17 protein-coding genes are annotated in these 21,561 nt (G+C 61.3%); 14 read left to right on the forward strand and 3 right to left on the reverse strand.

The genetic code is table 11. From position 1 onward, the window contains the following. The first annotated feature begins 6 nt into the window (after positions 1-6). From ACA051_RS03660 to ACA051_RS03695, 8 genes are all read left to right on the forward strand, one after another. A complete protein-coding gene (locus tag ACA051_RS03660; RefSeq protein ID WP_497373545.1) occupies positions 7-918 on the forward strand; it encodes a LysR substrate-binding domain-containing protein in 912 nt (303 codons plus the stop codon). Between the two features lie 103 nt (positions 919-1,021). Continuing rightward, positions 1,022-1,915 carry an NAD-dependent epimerase/dehydratase family protein gene (locus ACA051_RS03665; RefSeq protein WP_497307740.1) on the forward strand — a complete coding sequence of 298 codons (894 nt, stop codon included), beginning with the start codon at positions 1,022-1,024 and terminating at the stop codon, positions 1,913-1,915. A gap of 204 nt (positions 1,916-2,119) precedes the next feature. Continuing rightward, positions 2,120-2,470: a SulP family inorganic anion transporter gene (locus tag ACA051_RS03670; RefSeq protein ID WP_497307742.1), complete on the forward strand. Its 351-nt coding sequence runs from the start codon at positions 2,120-2,122 to the stop codon at positions 2,468-2,470. A 187-nt stretch (positions 2,471-2,657) separates the two neighbouring features. Beyond that, entirely contained in the window at positions 2,658-4,007 is a 1,350-nt protein-coding gene (locus ACA051_RS03675; protein WP_497373547.1) for a GntT/GntP/DsdX family permease, read from the forward strand. A 15-nt stretch (positions 4,008-4,022) separates the two neighbouring features. Beyond that, the gene (locus ACA051_RS03680; protein WP_497307744.1) at positions 4,023-4,883 is read left to right on the forward strand and encodes a MurR/RpiR family transcriptional regulator; all 861 of its coding nucleotides are present in this window, start codon (positions 4,023-4,025) and stop codon (positions 4,881-4,883) included. 1 nt (position 4,884) lies between these two features. Next, a complete protein-coding gene (locus ACA051_RS03685) occupies positions 4,885-6,342 on the forward strand; it encodes an N-acyl-D-amino-acid deacylase family protein (RefSeq protein ID WP_497373548.1) in 1,458 nt (485 codons plus the stop codon). Positions 6,343-6,441: 99 nt separating this feature from the next. Beyond that, positions 6,442-7,854, forward strand: coding sequence for a hypothetical protein (locus ACA051_RS03690; protein ID WP_497307747.1), 1,413 nt, complete (start codon positions 6,442-6,444; stop codon positions 7,852-7,854). A 55-nt stretch (positions 7,855-7,909) separates the two neighbouring features. Continuing rightward, positions 7,910-8,278: a glyoxalase superfamily protein gene (locus ACA051_RS03695; RefSeq protein WP_497307749.1), complete on the forward strand. Its 369-nt coding sequence runs from the start codon at positions 7,910-7,912 to the stop codon at positions 8,276-8,278. A 119-nt stretch (positions 8,279-8,397) separates the two neighbouring features. Here the strand turns inward: ACA051_RS03695 and ACA051_RS03700 are convergent, their stop codons facing one another. Both ACA051_RS03700 and gliR read right to left on the reverse strand, forming a co-directional pair. Beyond that, positions 8,398-8,763, reverse strand: a complete 366-nt coding sequence (locus ACA051_RS03700; protein WP_497373550.1) for a DUF6124 family protein — start codon at positions 8,761-8,763, stop codon at positions 8,398-8,400. Positions 8,764-9,162: 399 nt separating this feature from the next. Then, positions 9,163-10,191: an AraC family transcriptional regulator GliR gene (gliR, locus tag ACA051_RS03705; RefSeq protein ID WP_497373552.1), complete on the reverse strand. Its 1,029-nt coding sequence runs from the start codon at positions 10,189-10,191 to the stop codon at positions 9,163-9,165. Positions 10,192-10,400: 209 nt separating this feature from the next. Here gliR and ACA051_RS03710 point away from each other — a divergent pair, with 209 nt between their 5' ends. The 6 genes from ACA051_RS03710 to ACA051_RS03735 all read left to right on the forward strand — a co-directional run bounded on the left by ACA051_RS03710 (position 10,401) and on the right by ACA051_RS03735 (position 20,523). After that, on the forward strand, positions 10,401-11,996 hold the full coding sequence (locus ACA051_RS03710; protein WP_497307755.1) for an FAD-binding oxidoreductase: 1,596 nt from the start codon (positions 10,401-10,403) through the stop codon (positions 11,994-11,996). Positions 11,997-12,001: 5 nt separating this feature from the next. Further along, the gene (locus ACA051_RS03715) at positions 12,002-13,606 is read left to right on the forward strand and encodes a glycerol-3-phosphate dehydrogenase/oxidase (RefSeq protein ID WP_497373554.1); all 1,605 of its coding nucleotides are present in this window, start codon (positions 12,002-12,004) and stop codon (positions 13,604-13,606) included. Positions 13,607-13,825: 219 nt separating this feature from the next. Next, positions 13,826-15,394: an FGGY-family carbohydrate kinase gene (locus ACA051_RS03720; RefSeq protein WP_497307759.1), complete on the forward strand. Its 1,569-nt coding sequence runs from the start codon at positions 13,826-13,828 to the stop codon at positions 15,392-15,394. 262 nt (positions 15,395-15,656) lie between these two features. Further along, on the forward strand, positions 15,657-16,946 hold the full coding sequence (locus ACA051_RS03725; protein ID WP_497373556.1) for a phospholipase: 1,290 nt from the start codon (positions 15,657-15,659) through the stop codon (positions 16,944-16,946). A 60-nt stretch (positions 16,947-17,006) separates the two neighbouring features. Beyond that, positions 17,007-18,962 (forward strand): DUF1302 domain-containing protein, encoded by a 1,956-nt coding sequence (locus tag ACA051_RS03730; protein ID WP_497307763.1) that lies wholly within the window; start codon positions 17,007-17,009, stop codon positions 18,960-18,962. A gap of 187 nt (positions 18,963-19,149) precedes the next feature. Continuing rightward, positions 19,150-20,523 carry a DUF1329 domain-containing protein gene (locus ACA051_RS03735; protein ID WP_497373558.1) on the forward strand — a complete coding sequence of 458 codons (1,374 nt, stop codon included), beginning with the start codon at positions 19,150-19,152 and terminating at the stop codon, positions 20,521-20,523. A gap of 152 nt (positions 20,524-20,675) precedes the next feature. On the opposite strand, the gene ACA051_RS03740 is transcribed toward ACA051_RS03735, so the two are convergent. Then, the gene (locus tag ACA051_RS03740; protein ID WP_497375499.1) at positions 20,676-21,539 is read right to left on the reverse strand and encodes a methyl-accepting chemotaxis protein; all 864 of its coding nucleotides are present in this window, start codon (positions 21,537-21,539) and stop codon (positions 20,676-20,678) included. Positions 21,540-21,561 lie beyond the last annotated feature (22 nt).

Raw genomic sequence — 21,561 nt, forward strand, 5'->3', positions numbered from 1 at the left:
ACACACGTGAAAGCCAGATCCGATGAGTTGCAGATTTTCGTCTGCGTGATTGAGTGCGGGTCGATTTCCGCTGCGGCCGAGCAGGTCGGGCAAACGCCTTCGGCGGTCAGCCGTACGTTGTCGCGGCTGGAGGCCAAACTCGATACCACGCTGATCAACCGCACCACGCGGCGCATGGACCTGACCGAGGAGGGCAAGTATTTCTTCGAACACGCCAAGCTGATTCTCGATCAGATGGACGAGCTTGAAGAACGCCTGAACTCACGTCAGCAAACCCCGTCCGGGCGTCTGCGGATCAACGCCGCGTCGCCGTTCATGCTGCACGCCATCGTGCCGTACATCGATGAATTCCGCCGGCTCTACCCGGACATCCAGCTTGAACTCAACAGCAACGACCTGATCATCGATTTGCTGGAGCAAAGCACCGACATCGCCATCCGCATCGGCACCCTGGCCGACTCGACGTTGCACGCACGCTCGCTGGGTTGCAGCCCGCTGCACATCGTCGCCAGCCCGGCGTACCTTGAGCAACACGGCACACCGACGGCGGTTGCGGACTTGACCGGGCATGCGTTGCTGGGTTTTACCCAGAACGAGGGACTCAATCAGTGGCCGCTGCGCTATGTGCACGGTGATCGCTGGCCGATTCAGGCGTCGATCAGCGCCTCCAGCGGCGAGACGATCCGGCACCTGGCGCTGGAAGGCCAGGGCATTGCCTGTCTGTCGCACTTCATGACGATCGACGACATCCGCGCGGGTCGATTGCAAGTGTTGCTGGCGGATTTCAACAGCGGCTATCGCCAGCCGATCAACGCGGTGTACTACCGTAACTCGCAACTTGCCCTACGGATTCAGTGCTTCCTGGACTTCATTCAGGGCAAATTGGCGGCTTACGCGAATGCGGACTTCAAGGGCTGATTCGTGACTCCGGCGCAAGAGTGAATTGGGCAACAGGGTCTGTTTCGGCACGGAGCGGTCCTCGATACTCGTTGCATCACTTATTAACGCAGGGAGTTTCTCCATGAACGTATTCGTTACCGGCGCTGCAGGTTTCATCGGCGGCTCCATCGCCACTGGCCTGGTTCGCGCTGGCCACAAGGTCACCGGCCTGGTGCGCAGTGAAGAACAAGCCAATGAGCTGAGCGCGCTGGGCATCACCCCGGTGATCGGCACTCTTGACGACAGCGCACTACTGGCCGAACAGGCCCGCGCGGCCGATGCTGTGATCAACGCCGCCAGCAGCGACCATCGCGGCGCGGTGCAAGCCATGATCGACGCACTGCGCGGCTCCCACAAAGTGTTCTTGCACACCAGCGGTTCGAGCATCGTCGGCGATGCGTCGGGCGGTAAATCCAGTGACGTCATCTACGTCGAAGACAACCTGCCGGAACCGACCGTCGACAAGGCCGCCCGTGTGGCCATCGACAACCTGATCCTCGCGGCGGCCAACGACGGCGTGAATTCGGCCGTCATCTGTAACACGCTGATCTACGGTCACAGCCTGGGCGTCAATCGCGACAGCGTGCAATTGCCGCGCTTGCTGAAACAGGCGCGTAAAAGTGGTGTGGTTCGCCATGTCGGCACGGGTCAGAACATCTGGTCCAACGTGCACATCGAAGACGTGGTCGCCCTGTATCTGCTGGCACTGACCAAGAATGTACCGGGCACGTTCTACTTCGTCGAAAGCGGTGAGGCGTCCTTCATCGACATGACCACGGCCATGGCTGAAGTCCTGAAACTGGGCAAGGCGCAAGACTGGCCGCTGAAAGACGCCGAAGCCGAATGGGGTTATGAAATGGCCAACTATGGCCTGGGCTCGAACAGCCGGGTTCGCGGCAAGCATGCGCGTGAATTGCTGGGCTGGGTGCCGAAACGGACGTCGGTGGTTGAATGGATTCGTGACGAGATGGTGTGAGTTCGCTGTAGACCGCGTCATCGTTCTTCGCGGGCATGCCTCGCTCCTACAGGTTTTTGTGTCGTTCTTGGAATTAGCGAGCGGCACAATACCTGTAGGAGCGAGGCTTGCCCGCGAATGCATTTGCGAAGTCCCAACAGCTGGCCGGGCTGTACTCAGTTCCGTAACATCCGCGCCCTCTCTCCCTGTCGTGTTCAATCCTCCATGAAACCCAAACGTCTGCGCGCCGATGTCCTGGCCGGACTCACCACTTCTTTCGCCCTGCTCCCCGAATGCATTACCTTCGCGCTGGTGGCCCACCTCAATCCGCTGATGGGGCTTTACGGCGCGTTCATCATTTGCACACTGACCGCGCTCTTCGGCGGCCGGCCGGGGATGGTGTCCGGTGCGGCGGGTTCGATGGCGGTGGTGATCGTCGCGCTGGTGGTGCAGCACGGCGTGCAGTATTTGCTCGCCACCGTGTTGCTCGGTGGCCTGATCATGCTGGCGTTCGGGCTGCTGAGGCTGGGGCATTCCCAGAAACTGCTCAAGCGCGCTCGTGTGAATCACGACTGACGCTCCATCCCGGCAGGCAGGATGAAAATTCGCCTGCCTGATTTTCATATCCACCGACCTCGCATACCTCTGCGCGACAACCCTTACCTCTGCACGAAAATAACTTTCACCTCGTTTGAAAGTCACGCATCGAAATGATTTAAGAGTTTCACAATCCATTCGACGTGACCCTTTCGAGGAGTACCGCATGACCCTGTCCTTCGGCTATTGGCTGCTGGTGTATGCCGCCATCGCCATCATTGCCCTGATCGTTCTGATCGCCCGTTACCGACTCAATCCGTTCATTGTCATCACTCTCGTTTCCATCGGCCTCGCGCTGCTGGCGGGCATGCCGCCGTCCGGCGTGGTCGGCGCTTATGAGGCGGGGGTCGGCAAAACCCTGGGGCACATTGCGCTGGTCGTGGCGCTGGGCACGATGCTGGGCAAGATGATGGCCGAGTCCGGCGGTGCCGAGCAGGTGGCGCGGACCTTGATCGACCGTTTCGGCGAGAAGAACGCGCACTGGGCGATGGTCTGCATCGCGTTTCTGGTCGGGTTGCCGCTGTTCTTCGAAGTCGGTTTTGTGTTGCTGGTGCCGATTGCCTTTACCGTGGCGCGGCGGGTTGGCGTGTCGATTTTGATGGTCGGTTTGCCGATGGTCGCCGGGCTGTCGGTGGTGCATGCGCTGGTGCCGCCGCACCCGGCGGCGATGTTGGCGGTGCAGGTGTATGGGGCTTCGGTCGGGCAGACCTTGATGTACGCGATCCTGATCGGCATTCCAACGGCGATCATCGCCGGCCCGCTGTACGCCAAGTTCATCGTGCCGCGCATTCAACTGCCGGCGGAAAACCCGCTGGAACGCCAGTTCCTCGACCGCGAACCGCGCGACAGCCTGCCGGGGTTCGGAATCACCATGGCGACCATTCTGCTGCCGGTGGTGTTGATGCTGATCGGTGGCTGGGCCAACCTGATTTCCACACCAGGCAGCGGCTTTAACCAGTTCCTGCTGTTCATTGGCAACTCGGTGATTGCGCTGTTGCTGGCGACCCTGCTGAGCTTCTGGACCCTCGGCATCGCCCAGGGCTTCAACCGCGAATCGATCCTCAAGTTCACCAACGAATGCCTGGCGCCGACCGCCAGCATCACCTTGCTGGTCGGCGCCGGCGGTGGCTTGAACCGGATTCTGGTGGACGCCGGGGTGACCAATCAGATCGTCAGCCTGGCTGACGAATTTCACCTGTCGCCGCTGATCATGGGCTGGCTGTTTGCGGCGTTGATGCGGATCGCTACCGGCTCCGCTACCGTGGCCATGACCACCGCCTCGGGCATTGTCGCGCCGGTGGCCATCGGTCTGGGATACCCACACCCGGAGTTGCTGGTGCTGGCGACGGGCGCCGGGTCGGTTATCTTTTCCCACGTCAACGACGGCGGCTTCTGGTTGATCAAGGAATACTTCAACATGACCGTTGCCCAGACCTTCAAGACCTGGACGGTGCTCGAGACCATTATTTCGGTGGTGGCTTTCGCGATGACCGTGGGTCTTTCTTACCTGATCTAACCGGAGCCGCCTGCCATGGACATCCTCTACCAGATCCGCGCCCGCCAGGATTCCTTCAGCGCCGGTGAAGGACGCATCGCGCGGCTGATGCTCGACGACGTTGGCTTTGCCTCGGCCGCCAGCCTCGATGAACTGGCGCAGAGGGCGGAGGTCAGCACCGCCACGCTGTCGCGGTTTGCCCGCACGGTGGGCTGTCGCGACCTGCGCGACTTGCGCTTGCAACTGGCCCAGGCCAGCGGCGTCGGCAGCCGGTTCCTTGATCCGGCGGGAACGCCGGATCAGTCGGCGTTCTACGGGCAGATCGTCGGCGATATCGAGTCGACCCTGCGTCAGCATCTGTCGGCGTTCGACGAATCGCGGTTCGCCGATGCGGTGAAACTGCTGGGCAAGGCGCGGATGATTCATGCCTTCGGCCTGGGCGGTTGCTCGACCTTGTGCAGCGATGAGCTGCAAGTGCGGCTGGTGCGCTTCGGTTACCCGATTGCGGCGTGCCACGACCCGGTGATGATGCGCGTCACCGCCGCCAGCCTCGGCCCCGACAATGCAATCATCGCCTGCTCACTGACCGGTATCACGCCCGAGTTGCTCGAAGTGGTCGCGCTGGCCCGCAACTACGGCGCACGCATTATCGCCATCACCCGCGCCGATTCGCCGCTGGCGCAATTGGCGGATGTGCTGCTGCCGCTGCAAGGCGTCGAGACCTCGTTCATCTACAAACCCACGGCGGCGCGCTACGGCATGCTGCTGGCCATCGACGTGCTTGCCACCGAGCTGGCGCTGGCCAATCCTGAAGACAATCAAGAACGTCTGCGGCGGATCAAACTCGCCCTCGACGATTACCGCGGCGGCGACGATCACTTGCCGCTGGGAGACTGACATGCTGTACGACACGCTGATTCGCAACGCCCTGATCATCGACGGCAGCAACCGCCCCGGCTACCCCGCCGATGTGGCGATTCTGAATGGCCGCATCGCGCGCATCGGCGACTTGCACGAGGCCACCGCCCACGAAGAAATCGACGCCGCCGGCCACGTTCTGGCGCCGGGTTTTATTGACGTGCACACCCACGACGACACGGTGGTGATCCGCCAGCCGCAGATGTTGCCCAAGCTCAGCCAGGGCGTAACTACGGTGATTGTCGGCAACTGCGGGATCAGCGCTTCGCCAGTAAGTTTGAAGGGCAATCCGCCCGACCCGATGAACCTGCTCGGCACTGCCGCAGCGTTTGTTTATCCGAAGTTCAGCGATTACCGCGCGGCTGTCGAAGCAGCAAACACCACGCTGAACGTCGCAGCACTGGTCGGCCACACCGCCCTGCGCAGCAACCATCTCGACGACCTGTTTCGCACCGCCACGGCGGAGGAAATCGGCGCGATGCGCGAGCAACTGCGTGAAAGTCTTGAGGCCGGCGCGTTGGGGTTATCCACCGGCCTGGCCTACGCCAGCGCGTTCTCGGCGTCCACCGACGAAGTGATGCAACTGACCGAAGAGCTGACGGCATTCGGCGCGGTGTACACCACCCATTTGCGCAGCGAATTCGAACCGGTGCTGGAGGCCATGGACGAGGCGTTCCAGATTGGCCGGCATGCGAAATCCCCGGTGATCATTTCCCACCTCAAATGCGCGGGGGTCGGTAACTGGGGGCGTAGTCCGCAATTGCTGGCCTCGCTTGAGGAAGCGGCGAAGACTCATCCCGTGGGTTGCGATTGCTATCCCTACGCGGCGAGTTCTTCGACCCTGGACCTCAAGCAAGTCACCGACGCCCATCGCATCACCATCACCTGGTCCACGCCGCACCCGGAGCTGGGCGGCCGCGACCTGATGGACATCGCCGCCGAATGGAACGTGCCTTTGCTTGACGCTGCCCGCCGCCTGCAACCGGCCGGCGCGGTGTACTACGGCATGGACGAGGCCGATGTGCGAAGAATCCTCGCCCATCCGTTGTCGATGGTCGGGTCTGACGGTTTGCCGGAAGACCCGTTCCCGCATCCGCGCTTGTGGGGCGCTTTCCCACGGGTGCTTGGACATTTCAGTCGCGACGTCGGGCTGTTTGCGCTGCACACCGCCGTACACAAAATGACCGGCCTGTCGGCGGCGCGCTTTGGCTTGAAGGAAAGGGGTGAGATCCGTGAAGGTCATTGGGCGGACCTGGTGTTGTTCGATCCGCTGACCATTCGCGACGTGGCGGACTTCAGTGACCCGCAACGGGCGGCGGAGGGGATTGAAGGTGTATGGGTCAACGGCGTGTTGAGTTACAGCGAAGGGCAGGCGAACGGGGAACGTGAAGGGCGGTTTCTGGCGCGGGAAGGGGATTTGCGTGACGGGTTTATGTGAACGTTTCCTCAATGATGGCATTGTGAGACTAAAGATTCCCGCCTTCGCGCCGAATCGTTATGCATTGATGGAGTTGGCATCGACTGCTTAGGGAATCTCATGCATCGCATTACTTTACTGGTAGCCCTTTCGTTACTCGCGGGTTGCGTCAGCCCTCAGGCGCGGCAGGCTGCGGAGGCGCAAAGACTGTTCAGTGGTGTCTTGGTCAACCCCATTGTGGCCGACTCAGTTCTGCGCGAAGGCGATGTACTGAGCTTTCAACTCAGCAAGTCAGAAGGAACGCCGGCAGAGGCAGGTTTGACAGCACAGCTTGAGGCTTCTTGCATGGCTGCTCAGGCCCGCCTTTTGTATTTCGGCGGTCAAGGACGCCGGTATCTGGGCGTGAATAACCAACAGTACACGGCAGGACAGACGATTCCGTCTTCTGTTTACCCTGTGCTGAAAAGCAACCCTGGCTTCATCAAGGCTTGTGCCGAAACGCCAGTGCCCGATTGGCGTGTGGTGAGAAACAGCGGTGATGAGCCGTGGTTGCTGATTGATCGCAACAGCCTGAAAACTGAAGGGGCCGAACTCAAGTTGTGGGCCGCTCGGGATTATCCAGCGGTCGCCCTTGACGTACCGTACAGTGCTCCCTACTCGCAGAAGCGTGAGCACCTCGCCATTGATTGCACAAAGCAGACTTACCGCCTGCTCACGGGCTACGCTTTGGATGCGAGCAATACGGTGACCGATGGCAAGGAAGGTTTTGTGCGGACCCCTCAGTCCATGTCCAGTCGTCCCCTGGATGACCGTCTGATGTTCACAATGGTGTGCGACAACCCTCAGTCGACTCTGACACTGCCTCTTTTTGTTCCCCGGATAAAAAAACAAGCGCCAGTCCAATTACCACCGCTTGCCGATGATGTTGCTGCGTCTATCAAGGCGTTGAACATGCCGCCACCGATCAAGGCGTTGAACTATCTTGAGGTGGTCGGCCAGTACATCTCCCCGGGAAGAAACAGTGAAATCAATCAGAAAATCTTCATTGAAACCGACCCGGCTTCACAGCAGTTGAGTGAGCGTTCGGTGGATGTCGGTTATGAACACAACAACATCAGTTTCAGAGGCATGTTCACGCTGACCGGCCAAATGTACTTTACGTCGATGGAAGATACTTCGGTCAAGGACACGAACATGATCACCAGCCTGACTTTTCACGGCGATTGGCAGCACATGCCCATTAATGGCCAACTTGGATACAGCGATACATCCAGGGTCGTGAACTCGGTGCTCGGTGAGACCTATCGTTATGAAAGCAGCACGGACTGCACGGTCATGAGTGAGCTGGTGGCCAGCGAACTGCATAACGCGCTGAGCGGATCCGCTAAAAAACTTAAATGTCGAGTGCAGTCAGGGAAGTACGTTCGCACGCAAACGTACTACTACCTGCAAGACTATGGTTACTTCTACTTCGCGGGGATAGACAAGAATCCCGAGTCGTATGAAACACACAGCATCAGAACTGTACGTTGATTCTGATTCACTATCCGCCGCATGCGGCTGTTTTCCACTTGGCGAGAGCAACTCCATGAGCTTCGGCAAAACCACCCCGATCCTGCGGATTTTCGACGAGACCAAGGCATTGGAGTTCTACGTCGACTTCCTCGGCTTCAAGATCGACTGGCAGCACCGTTTCGAAGCGAACTTCCCGTTGTACTTGCAGGTGTCTCGCGGCGAATGCGTACTGCACCTGTCCGAACACCACGGCGATGCGACGCCGGGTTCAGCCTTGCGGATCGAGACCGATGAGCTTGAGTTGTTCCAGCACCAGTTGATCGCCAAGGAATACACGTTTTCGCACCCGCAGATTCAGGCCATGCCGTGGGGCAGCCAGGACATGACCATCGCCGACCCGTTCGGCAATCGGTTGGTGTTCACCAACGCGATCAGCCTCTGAGCGGAAAAGTTGCAAGCCGCGCAAAGAAGCCCGCTGCCAAACCCTTGCGGTTTGGCAGCGGGCTTTTTTCGTTCATGGAGCAGAGGCCAATGTAGCAAGCGGCGTTGTCACCGTATTGATCACTCAGAGGGCACTGGTTTATCCAACACTTGATTGACCGCCATTTCCGCCACCATGACTACTTGGGCGATGCCTTGCACGGTTTTGCGGTGCGAGCCTTCGAGCAAGGCGGCGAAGTCGTTGAGCATGACGGTGGCTGAGCCAAGGGTTTCGCAGGCGTCGGTCAGCAAGGGTTCGGTGCCGGACGCCGGGTTGGCCATGTAGAGGCGGTTGGGGTGGTAGGGTTTGGCCATGACGTGGGCGGCCGGAGGGCCTAGATAGTGGTTGAGGGCCCGCTCGGCGGCTGCGTGGAATTTCTTTGATTCCGGTGTTTCGTAGGGGGATGCCGGATCGGTGGGCGGCGGGTTTGGCGTTTCCTTGAACATGGATGCTTACCTCTAAAGAGGCTGCGTCCATTTCGCCGCTAAGCGAAAGGGAGGCAGCTGTGCGCAAGTTAGCGGACCGGTAAGCATCCAAACCCGGTGCATCCGAAGATGCCATGCGCACAGCCACCATCGAGTGCAGGCGAGAGCCTGACTGGATAGGACTTGTACAACCGTGGATACCTACCGAGCCGCTAAGCTCGATCACTGGGAATCAGTGACGAGATCCAAGTTACCGAGCAGCCCGCCAGCGCAAAAACCGGCGGATTCTGGCGCAGTCGTAGGCAGCGGCGCAAGGATTTGTGGGCTTTGTCGCGTAACGTTGAGTGTCTTTAAACACCTGCGATGCAGTGTGTTTATTGCACTTCAAAAATCGAGGATTTGTATGTCGGATTTTAGCGCTCAGCCTTCATCCGACACCCGGTGGGTCTGGCGAAACTCGCCAGGCGGTATTCCGCGCCGGCTTTTGAACGTACGGTGAAACGAACGTGGTTCGGTGAAACCCAGGTACTGGGCGATGTCCTGAATCGGCAAGGTGCTGTTCAGCAGGTAATGCTCTGCCAGCTCCTGGCGCAGGTCATCAAGGATCTGCTGGTACGAAGTGCCCGCCTGATGCAGCTGGCGTTGCAGCGTGCGCACCGACACCGCGGACTGCTCGGCCACCTGCTCCTTGCGCGGCAGCCCTTCCTTGAGCAACTGGCGTAGGATGTTTTTGACCCTTTGCTCCAGCGACGCATCCTCCAGCGTGGCCATCAATCCCAGGGCATGTTCTTCCAGTGTGCGCAGTAATTGCGCATCGGCCTGGCGCAATGGCAACTGCAAATACGTCAACGGGACAATCAGTGCCGAGTAAGGCTGGTCGAACAGCACCGGACAGTCGAAGAACTGTTCGTAATGCGCCAGCGTCGTGTCGGCCGGGCGTGCATGTTCGAGCCAGACGGCGGCCGGCGACAGCTGGATATCGGCGATCCAGCGCGCGTATTGCAGCCAGGAACCGAGCACGTTTTCCACCAGGTGCCGACGGATTCGCGGGCGTTGATGGCGGCATGTCCAGATCAGATGCACGTCGCCGTCCTGCACGTCGGCGCGGCTGACCCCCATGTCTCCCACCAGCTTCTCGAACGGCATGATGCGGCTCATGGCATCGCCCAGGGTTGCGCAGTTCATGGTGATGTAGCCCAGCACGCTCCAGGAGTTGGGCAACACAAAACGCGCGGAGTTGAGGCCGAACAACGGATCGCCCGAGTGTTCGCAGAAATAATCGAGCAACCGTTCATGGGCCTCACCCGGCAACCGCAGGCTGTTGTCACTCAACTGCTGCGCCTGCAACCCGGCAGCCGCCAACGCAGGCTCGATGGCCACGCCCAGTTGTTCGGCATGGCGCAGGTATTTGAGCAGCGGAGGAACCGAGGTGAAGCCCAGGGATTGCATGATCGTATTCCTTTGATCAAGGCCCGCGTGCGCGGATGAATGCCCTGAAAGGTAATTTGAAACCACAGCTAAAGTAAATGGCTGACACTTGCGCGACGTTTGACTCAATTGGCTACTCGAACTGGCCGGATACGACCGTGACACTTTCGGGCAGCTGGCTAGTATGGGGGCCTGAAACATACTGATAAGAACCGCAAAAGGACACACGCATGCGACGCTGGAACGGCTGGGGAGATGCAACCACGGTGGTCGAACTGCCGGCCCAAGGCGCGGGATTTCTCGCTGAACGGCTCGGTGCCGGTCGCACGCTGCCCGATGCAACGCTCGAGGTGGCATTGGCCCGCGTACCGGCGTCGCGGCTGCAGGAATACCCCTTGTACAGCGTGGGTGCGCATGATCGTTTGCTGCATGCACGGGGTCAGAGCCTGCCGGACTGGCTGGCGTTGCGCGAAGGAGCACCGGGGATTTATCCCGATGCCGTGGCCTTCCCCGAGAGCGCCGGACAGATCCGTCAGTTGCTGGCGCTCGCTCAGGCGCAAGACCTGTGCCTGATTCCTTACGGCGGCGGCACTTCGGTGGCCGGGCACATCAATCCACCGAGTTCCGCGCGGCCAGTGGTGACGGTTTCCCTGGCCCGCATGAATCGCCTGCTGGACCTCGACGAACAGAGCCTACTGGCCACTTTCGGCCCCGGCGCCACGGGGCCGCAGGTGGAAAGTCAGCTGCGCGCCCGTGGTTACACCTTGGGGCATTTTCCGCAATCGTGGGAACTGTCGACCCTTGGCGGTTGGGTCGCCAGCCGGTCCAGTGGCCAGCAGTCGCTGCGCTACGGGCGAATCGAGCAACTGTTCGCTGGTGGCACCCTGGAAACCTTTGCCGGTCCTCTGGAAATCGCCACCTTCCCGGCCTCGGCCGCCGGTCCCGATTTGCGCGAGGTGGTGCTGGGCTGTGAAGGCCGTTTCGGGATTATTTCCGAGGTCAAAGTGCGGGTCAGCGCGCTACCGGTCGATGAGCGTTTTTACGGGGTGTTTCTGCCCGACTGGCCGCAGGCGCTGCAAGCCATCCGCCAGTTGGCCCAGGCGCGCGTGCCGCTGTCGATGTTGCGCTTGTCCAACGCGGTGGAAACCGAAACCCAGCTGGCGTTGGCCGGTCACCCGCAGCAGATCGCCTGGCTGGAAAAGTACCTGGCCCTGCGTGGTGCCGGTGTGGGCAAATGCCTGCTGACGTTCGGCGTGACCGGCAATCGCCGGCAAAATGCGCTGTCCCTGAGTCAGGCCCGGCAGCATCTGAAGGCTTTCGGCGGGGTGTTCACCGGCACCTTGCTCGGCAAGAAGTGGGCGCAGAACCGCTTCCGTTTTCCCTACCTGCGCGAGAACCTGTGGAACGCCGGTTATGTGGTGGACACCCTGGAAACCGCCACCGACTGGAGCAATGTCGACAACTTGCTCACCCTGATCGAAAACAGCCTGCGCGATGCACTGGCCGCTGAAGGCGAGCGGGTGCATGTGTTCACCCACCTGTCCCATGTCTATGGCGAAGGCTCGAGCATCTACACCACCTATGTCTTTCGTCCCGCGGCGGACTACCCGGCCACGCTTGCCCGCTGGCAGGCGCTCAAGCAGGCGGCCAGCCAGACCATCGTCGACAACCACGGCACCATCAGTCACCAGCATGGTGTGGGTAAGGACCATGCACCCTACCTACTGCGGGAGAAGGGCGCGCTGGCGATGGACACCTTGCAGGCGCTGAGCCGGCATTTCGATCCGGCCGGGCGACTGAACCCTGGCACGCTGCTGCAGGAGTGACGGCCATGAGCCTGGACTGGAACGCCGCGTGGCGGCAGCAAGTGCTGCCGACGCTGGCGGAAGAAACCTGGGACCTGATTGTCATTGGCGGCGGCATCAGTGGCGCCGGCATCCTGCGTGAAGCCGCACGCCGAGGCTGGCGCTGCCTGCTGCTGGAACAGCGCGATTTTGCCTGGGGCACCTCCAGCCGGTCCTCGAAAATGGTCCATGGCGGCTTGCGTTACATCGCCAAGGGCCAGTGGCGCCTGACCCGCGATTCGGTCCGCGAACGCCAGCGCCTACTCGACGAAGCGCCGGGGCTGGTGGAGCCAATGAGTTTCATGATGCCGCATTACCGTGGCGGCTTTCCCGGCCCGCGGGTGCTGGGTGGATTGTTGAGCATCTATGACGCCTTGGCCGGGCGGCGCAACCATCACTTCCATGACGCGCAACAGCTGCGTTATCTGGCGCCGGGGGTGAGGGAAGATCACTTGCTGGGTGGCACCTGTTTTGTCGACGCACTGACCGATGACGCCCGCCTGGTGATGCGCGTTTTGGGCGAGGCTCGGGCCGACGGCGGCGTGGTGCTCAACGGGATGCGCGTGCAGCAGTTGCTGCGTGAAGAGGGGCGGGTTTGCGGGGTGCAAGTCGAGGACTGCGAAGGCGGCTCGTCACTGCCATTGCGGTGTCGCGTTTTGGCCGTGGCTACCGGCGCTTGGGCCGAACGCTTGCGCGCGCCCGACGCCCCTCGTCAGTTGCGCCCATTGCGAGGCAGTCATTTGTTGCTGCCGGGATGGCGCCTGCCGGTGGCACAGGCCTTCACCTTCCTGCACGAGCGCGACCGTCGACCGGTGTTTGTTTTTCCTTGGGAGGGCGCCACGGTCGTCGGCACCACAGACCTCGATCATCAAGAGGATCTGGACCAGAGCGCGAGCATCAGCCCCGAGGAACTCGACTACCTGCTCGCCGCCTGCACCCAGCAGTTCCCCCGGGCCGAAGTGGTCGCCGCCGATGTGCTGTCGACCTGGTCGGGCGTGCGCCCGGTGGTGGGCGGCGCTGCGGGTGAGCACCACGGCAAACCGTCCAATGAAACCCGTGAGCATGTGCTGTGGCTGGAGCCCGGCTGCGTGACCCTGGCCGGCGGCAAGCTGACCACCTTTCGCCCGCAGGCCATCGAAGTGCTCAAGGCCTGCGCGACAATGCTCGGGCGCCCCCTCAGTGATGACGGTGCGCCGGTGTTTGCCGTCGTGCCGCCGCTGGCGATTGCGGGGCTCAATGGCAGCCAGTGGCGGCGCCTGGCCGGGCGGCATGGCCGTGACCTGCCGAGGTTGGCGCAACTACTCGCAGAACTGGGCCGTGACACCGTTGGTGCCACTGACACCTTGTGGGTAGAGCTGGCCTTTGCCTGCGACACGGAAATGGTTCTGCACCTGGATGACCTGCTGCTGCGCCGAACCCGACTGGGCCTGTTGCTGCCTCGGGGTGCCGAGGACTATTGGCCGAAAATCCGTCAACTCTGCCAGCCACGGCTGGGCTGGGACGATGAGCGCTGGCAGCAGGAGCAGCAGCGCTATCAGGCGTTATGGCAACACCATCATGGTTTGCCCAGCTGCCGCGTTGAGCACCCGTAGCCCTGTAGCAGCTGTCGAGCGCAGCGAGGCGCCGTTCGGCGGCGAAGCCCTCGTAAAAAATCCAACTCGGTGTTTCAGAAAAAACTCCGGAGCAGGGATGGCGAAAACGTTGTTCTCGGACGCAGCCTCGCTCCGCTCGACAGCTGCTACGGGTTATGGCTGCTACGGATTATAAAAATTCAGGAATGTGCGCGACCCATGCCCATTGAAGAGAGCTCCATGGATAACCATCCGAACAAGCGTTACCTGCTGGCCATCGACAATGGGACCCAGAGCGTGCGCGCACTGCTCTTTGACCTGCAGGGCAATCTGCTGGGCAAAGGCAAGGTCGAGCTGCAGGCCTATTACTCGACACAACCCGGCTGGGCCGAGCAGGACCCGGAGTATTACTGGGCGAAACTGGGGGAGGCCTGCCAGCAGTTATGGCAGCAAACCGGCATTGATCGTACAGAGATTGCCGGCGTGTCCCTGACCACCCAGCGCGGCACATTGATCAACGTCGATGCCCAAGGCAAGGCGCTACGCCCGGCGATCCTGTGGCTCGATCAACGCCAGACCGAAGTCGAAGGCGGCATCAAGGGGCCGTGGGGCTGGCTGTTCAAACTGGTCGGCGCGCAAGCCACTGTGGATTATTTTCGCGCCCAGGCCGAGGCCAATTGGATCGCGCGCCACCAGCCTGAGGTGTGGGCGGCGACCGACAAATTTTTGCTGCTCTCGGGGTTTCTCACCCATCGCCTGTGCGGGCGTTTTGTCGATTCGGTGGGCTGTTGCGTCGGCTACCTGCCCTTCGACTTCAAACGCCTGCGCTGGGCTGCTCCCGCCGACTGGAAATGGCAGGCACTGGCGGTGCGTCCCGAGCAATTACCCAGCCTGCACAAACCCGGTGAAACCTTGGGCCATATCAGCGCCGAAGCCAGCCGCCACACCGGCATTCCCGAAGGCCTGCCCCTGATCGCCGCCGGTGCCGACAAGGCCTGCGAAGTGCTGGGTTCCGGCGTGGTCGACGCGGACACGGTGTGCCTGTCCTACGGCACCACGGCGACGATCACCAGTACGCGGTCGCGCTACCTGGAAATCGTCCCTTTGATTCCGCCTTACCCATCTGCGGTGCCGGATCAATACAACTGCGAGGTCATGATTTATCGCGGCTACTGGATGGTTAGCTGGTTCAAGAACGAATTCGGTCTGCGGGAAATGCAGCAGGCCAAAGCACAGGGAGTAGAGCCTGAGCAACTCTTCGACGCGCTGGTTAACGCAGTGCCGCCGGGGTCCATGGGCCTGATGCTGCAACCCTACTGGTCGCCCGGTATTCGCGAGCCGGGTGTGGAAGCCAAGGGCGCGATGATCGGTTTCGGTGATGTGCATACCCGCGCACATATCTATAGGGCGATCCTCGAAGGACTGGCGTATGCCTTGCGCCAAGGCATGGAGAACATCGAGAAGCGTTCCAGGGTCTCCGTCAAGTGCTTGCGAGTCGCCGGTGGAGGCTCCCAGAGTGATGCGGCGATGCAGCTCACAGCCGACATTTTCGGCCTGCCGGCCGAGCGTCCGCATGTCTACGAAGCGTCCGGTCTGGGAGCGGCCATTTGCTGCGCGGTAGGGCTTGGGCTGCACGAGGATTTTCCCACGGCGATGGCTGCCATGACCCGGGTCGGCGCGGTATTCATGCCGCAACCCGAGGCGCAGCAGATCTATGAGCAACTGTACAAAGACGTCTACCTGCGCATGTACCGACAGCTCAAGCCTCTGTACCAAAGCATTCGCAAGATCACCGGCTACCCGGCCTGACGCGTGTTTCGCGCCAGATGCAATCCCTGTAGGAACTGGCGAAGGTTCGGGCCGCGTTCGGCAGCTCCTACAGGGGCCGTGTACAACCTGAACACCCCTGACGCCCCATTCTTCTCGTGTGTCAGCACACACCCGCGCCCACAAAAAAGACATCTCGGCGTGGCGCTATCGGAGAACTTTTTTGGTGAGATTGGACAGTGTCAGGGTCAAGGTCGGTTGTTAGGCTCAACCCCCACGGCACATCTAATAAGAACCAAAAGCAATGAAGCTGACATTTCTCCTGCTGCTACTTTGTGGAGCGGCCCCGACGGCCTGGGGTTGGTCCAACCATACGGTGGGCAGTTACCTGGCGTTGCAGGATCTGCCGGCCTTGCGCGAAGCACCTTCGGTCGAAGTCGAGCCACTGGAGCAGTTTATCGCGCAGCAGTACGAAGCAGTGACCGCGCTGCTGGAAGAACAGGAACGCTTCGCCCGTCAGCACTTCGTCCAGTATCCGCCTCGCCCCGATGACCTGAAGCTGCCCGCCGTGCCTGGGGACACTCTGCAGCACGATTTCCTCACCGCGTTGCGGATCAATCCTCAGATTCATCTGGCCATGGTCATCCAGCCGCTGCCGGGCAAGGATTTGCCCGAGCGTGAACACCTCCAGGCCGAGCAGGTGATGGTCGAACAGACCCTTTCACCGTGGAATCGCCAGCATTTCATCCGCGTGGCAAACGGCGAAAAAGTAGCGCCCCTGGCCGTGCTGGCCAGCGCCGCCGACGAGCCCGATTACGGCCACGACATCAACCTGTTCAGCGACAACCCCGGCGAGGTGGCCGCGTTGTACGGCTTCGGCCCGCAGCCTTTCGGCGATGCGCGGTTTCAGTACAGCTCCCAGGCGCCGCTCCACATGGGGTTCTTCCATGAAAGCGCGGTGGTGTATGCCGGTGCCGGATTTCTTGAGCGCAGCTGGCCGGACTGGCGCGCCTACCAGTACATGGGGTTGGCGCGACTGGCATTTGCCAGTGGCCATCCTTACTGGGGCTATCGTTTTCTCGGTTGGGGCCTGCACCACGTCCAGGACCTGACCCAGCCGTATCACGCCAAGCCGTTGCCCGGCGTCGAGCTGGCCAGTCTGCTGCTGATCGAAGGCAAGGCGATGGCCGGGTTTGATGCCGATAAACACGCGGCCATCGAACGGGTCGCCACCCGGCACATGGAAGTGGAGAAATATCAGTCGGTCTGGCTTCGGCGCCTGGTGCGTGCCGGCGAGGCACGTCCGATGCTCGAGGTTTACGGCGATCTGGCACAAGACGCCAGTTACCCAGCGTACTCGGTGGATTACCTGCGTGACGTGGTGAGTGCTCAGTCCGCCGACGAATCCGCAGCGTTTGATGAGGCCATCGGGCAGTGGCTGGAGACGGCTCCGATCACCAGCGATTTCAGCGACAGCAATCAGGTGCAGCGCGAAGACTACGACCATCCCGCTCTGAATCAGAAGCTATTCAAGCTGCTGGGACATTTCGGCGCGCACAGCCGAATTTATGTCAGAGCGGGCTTGGCGCCATAGCCATCGCGGCAACATTGCCAGGACTCAAAAACAAAAAGAATAGGGAAGGAGGAACAGATCATGAGGATTCGATTGCGCCTGACTGGCGCGGCGCTACCCGGAGTCGGGCTGGCAGGGCTGCTGCAACTGTGCGCGGTCGACAGGGTGCAGGCTGTGGAGTTCAGCGTGCTGGACAAACAGGTCACAGGCTCGTTCGACAGCACCTTGTCCTATGGCCGCTTGTGGCGGGTCCAGGGCCGGGACAAGAGCAACGACGACGTCAATACCAACGATGGCAATCGCAACTTCGACACCGGGCTGGTTTCCGAGGTTTACAAGATCACCTCGGAGCTTGAGGCCAACTATCAGAACTACGGGCTGTTCATGCGCGGCACCGCGTTCTATGACACCCAGCTGATGGACAAGCGCAACGATTACTACCGCAACAACAGCCCGTCGCAACCGAGTCAGAGTTACCCCCAGGACGACCACTTCACTGGTCAGACCCGCGACATTGCCGGCAGCCGGGTGGAAATGCTCGACGCCTACGTCCATGGGAGCTGGGACGTCGCACAGATGCCGGTCACTGCACGTCTTGGGCGCCAGGTGTTCAACTGGGGCGAGGGGATTTTCTACCGCGGCGGGATCAACACCACCAACCCGGTGGACGCAGCCAAGTACCGTTTGCCCGGGGCCGAGGTCAAGGAAGTGCTGGTACCGGTGGAAGCGCTCAGCTTCAACATCGGCCTGACAGACACCCTGACCATGGAAAGTTTCTACCAGATGAACTGGAAGGAAACCCGCATCGATCCGGTTGGCACGTTCTACTCGCAGACGGATCTGTTCGCCGATGGCGGCAATACCGCCTACAACAACTTTACCGGTACCGCGCTGGACACCCCGGTGCCCGGCTTCGGTAACGTGATCGGTCTGTACAGCGCGCTGGGCAACAACCCGTTGCTCAACCAGGCTTTGAGCACCACCGGCCTGTACGCCAATGGGGTGACCCCGGCCTTCGGCAACACCCTCAAGGTGGCCTCGGTCGGCAAGGACTACAACGCGCGCAACGACGGCCAGTTCGGCTTCGCTTTTCGCTATATCGCAGAAGAGTTCAACAGCACCGAGTTCGGGTTGTACATGGTCAACTATCACGCCAAGGAACCGACCGTCTCCGCCGATCTGGGTAATTACCAAGGCATCGACATGAACGCCCTGACCAATCTGTTGGCCGGTGTCGCCGGCAGTCAGGCCCGGCAACTGGCCAACGGCCTGGCGACCGCGGATGTGCTGGGCAATATTCAGGCGCATCGTCGCTACGCCGAAGACATCCGCATGTACGGCTTCAGTTTCAACACCACCCTGGGCCAGGCGTCGGTGTTCGGTGAAGTGGCCTATCGGCCGAACCTGCCCATCGGGGTCGCCGCCACCAATGACCTGATTGGCGACCTGGCCAACGGCGCTGCCGCAGCGGCGGCCGGCCAGACCATCAACATTGGCGGGCAGAGCGTCACGCTCGACAGCCAGATCAACAACGCCGAACGGGTTGAAGCGTTCAATACCTCCCTGGGCACCATCTACAACTTCGGCCCGAGCCTGTCGTTCGACTCGATGTTTGGCGTGTTCGAACTGGCGTCCGAGCACCTGCGTGGCAGCAGCCTGCATTACACCGCTTATGACGGCAGCACCCGTTATTACGCCGGCACCGGTAACTATTCCTATGTTTCCGGAGGTGATCGCGGCGACCAGGTCAACCGCGACTCCTACAGCTACACCGCGATGTTCAACGGCACCTGGAACGACGTGTATGCCGGGGTCAACGTCTCGCCCTACGTCGTCTACAAGGATGACTTCAAGGGCAACAGCTACCAGGCGGGCAACACCATCGAAGGCCGCAAGGCCTACACCCTGGGGATCAAGGCCAACTACCAGAACAGGCTGGAGGCCGAACTGCAATACACCGAGTTCTACGGTGGTGGGCAGAACAACGGTATTCGCGACCGTGACAACGTCGGCTTCAACCTCAAGTACTTCTTGTGATTGCCCAGAACAACTCATGGGCAAGTGCAGCCCCTGTGGGAGCGAGCCTGCTCGCGAAGAAGGCCGCACAGCCAACACAAACGTCGCCTGACGCACCGCTTGCGCGAGCAGGCTCGCTCCCACAGTGGATCTGCTGTGTTTTGCAGACCGCACTCCCTAACTGCGGGTTTTATTTCGGAGAACGTCCATGTTCCACACCCCTGCACTGATCAAGACCACCCTGGCGCTGGTGTTGAGTCTGGCGGCCGGCAGCGCGCTGTCCGCCATCACGCCCGAGCAAGCCCAGCAATTGAAAACCACGCTGACGCCGCTGGGTGCCGAGCGTGCCGGCAACGCGGCCGGGACCATTCCGGCGTGGGACGGCGGCATTACCCAGGCGCCCAAGGGCTATACGCCCGGCCAGCATCACCTGGACCCGTATGCGGCGGACAAGCCGCTGTTCACCATCACCAAGGCCAACCTTGAGCAGTATAAGGCCCGCCTCAGCCCGGGCCAGATCGCCCTGTTCAACAGCTACCCCGACACCTTCCAGATGCCGGTGTACATCAGCCGTCGCTCGGGCTCCGCGCCGCAGTGGCTGTATGACAACACCTTCAAGAATGCCACTGCGGCCAAGCTGCTCGATGGCGGTACCGGTTTTGCCGATGCCTATGGCGGCGTGCCGTTCCCGGTGCCCAAGGATGGGATCGAGGCGCTGTGGAACCACATCACCCGTTATCGCGGCATCTATGTGGTCCGTCGTGCCTCCGAAGCGCCGGTACAGCGCAATGGCAGCTTCGCGCTGGTGACCTCGCAGCAGGAGGGGCTGTTCAACTATTACCGCCCGGGCGGGCAGTTTGCCGACCTGAAAAACATCCTGTTTTATTACCTGGCGTTCGTGAAGAGCCCGGCCCGGCTGGCCGGTGGTGCGGCATTGATCCACGAGACCCTGGACCAGCTCAAGGACCCGCGTCAGGCCTGGGTCTACGACGCCGGCCAACGCCGTGTGCGCCGGGCGCCGAACCTTGCGTATGACACGCCGATAGCCTCGTCCGACGGCCTGCGCACGGCGGACGATACCGACCTGTTCAACGGCTCGCCGGACCGCTACGAATGGAAGCTCAAGGGTAAGCAAGAGATCTACATCCCCTACAACAGCTACACAGTCGGTAGCCCTGAGGTGAAGTACGCACAGTTGCTCACACCGGGCCACCTCAACCCGCAATACACCCGTTATGAGCTGCATCGGGTCTGGGTGGTCGAAGGCACGCTCAAGCCTGGCTCGCGGCATATCTATTCCAAGCGCGTGTTGTTTCTGGACGAGGACAGCTGGGGCGCCGCGCTGGTGGATCAATATGACGGGCGAGGGGAATTGTGGCGGGTGTCGATGGCGTACCTGAAGAACTTCTACGACCTGCCCACCACCTGGAGCGCGCTGGACGTATTCCACGATCTGCAGGCGCGCCGTTACTACGTGCAGAACCTGGATAACGAAGAGTCGGCCACCGTGGACTTCGCCCAGCCGGTGCCGGAAGACGCGTATTTTATGCCGTCGGCATTACGTCAGCGCGGGACGCGGTGAGTGGGCTGGCTTGCCCGCGAATCGTTCTTTCATTCACCGCACAGTTGATCGTTCCCACGCTCTGCGTCACACGCCGAAGCGGACGCAGAGCGTCCATTGAGGCATTCCCACGCGGGAGCGTGGGAACGATCAGATTCACCGCAAAGTGAATGTCAAACGCGGAAGTGACTCACCATCTGCTGCAACTGACTGCCCAACCGCGCCAGTTCAACACTGGATGCAGCGGTTTCGTCGCTGGCGGCGGCGGTCTGTTCCGACACGTCGCGTACGTTAATGATGCTGCGGCTGATCTCTTCGGCCACGGCGCTTTGTTGCTCGGCGGCTGCAGCGATCTGCTGGTTCATCGACTGGATGTTGGACACCGTGCGGGTGATGTTTTCCAGCGACACGCCAGCCTTGCGGGTCAGGGCCACGCTGCTGTCGGTCAGGGCGCGGCTGTTGTTCATCACGTTCGACACTTGTTGAGTGCCATTCTGCAGACCGGCCACCAGGCCTTCGATTTCTTCGGTGGATTTCTGAGTGCGCTGGGCCAGACCGCGGACTTCGTCGGCAACCACCGCAAAACCACGACCGGCTTCACCGGCACGCGCCGCTTCAATCGCCGCGTTGAGCGCCAGCAGGTTGGTCTGTTCGGCGACGGCTTTGATCACGTCCATGACGCTGCCGATCTTGTCGCTTTCCTGTTGCAGCAGGCTCATCGCTTCGGTGGAACGCGCCACCTCGGTGGCCAGACGCTCGATCTGGGCGATGGCTTCGTTGACCACCTTGTCGCCTTCACGGGCTTGGCCGTCAGCAGCGGCTGCGGCCTGGGAGGCTTCTTCGGCATTGCGCGCGACTTCCTGCACGGTGGCGGTCATCTCGTGCATGGCGGTGGCCACCTGATCGGTCTCGATCTTCTGGCTGTTGACGCCGGCGCTGGTTTGCTCGGTGACGGCGGACAATTCTTCGGCGGCGCTGGCGATCTGGGTGACGCCGTCGCGGATCCCGCTGATCAAGTCACGCAGGGTCACGCCCATGCGCGCGATGCCTTGCTGCAAC

The organism is Pseudomonas sp. LBUM1669, assembly GCF_059695705.1.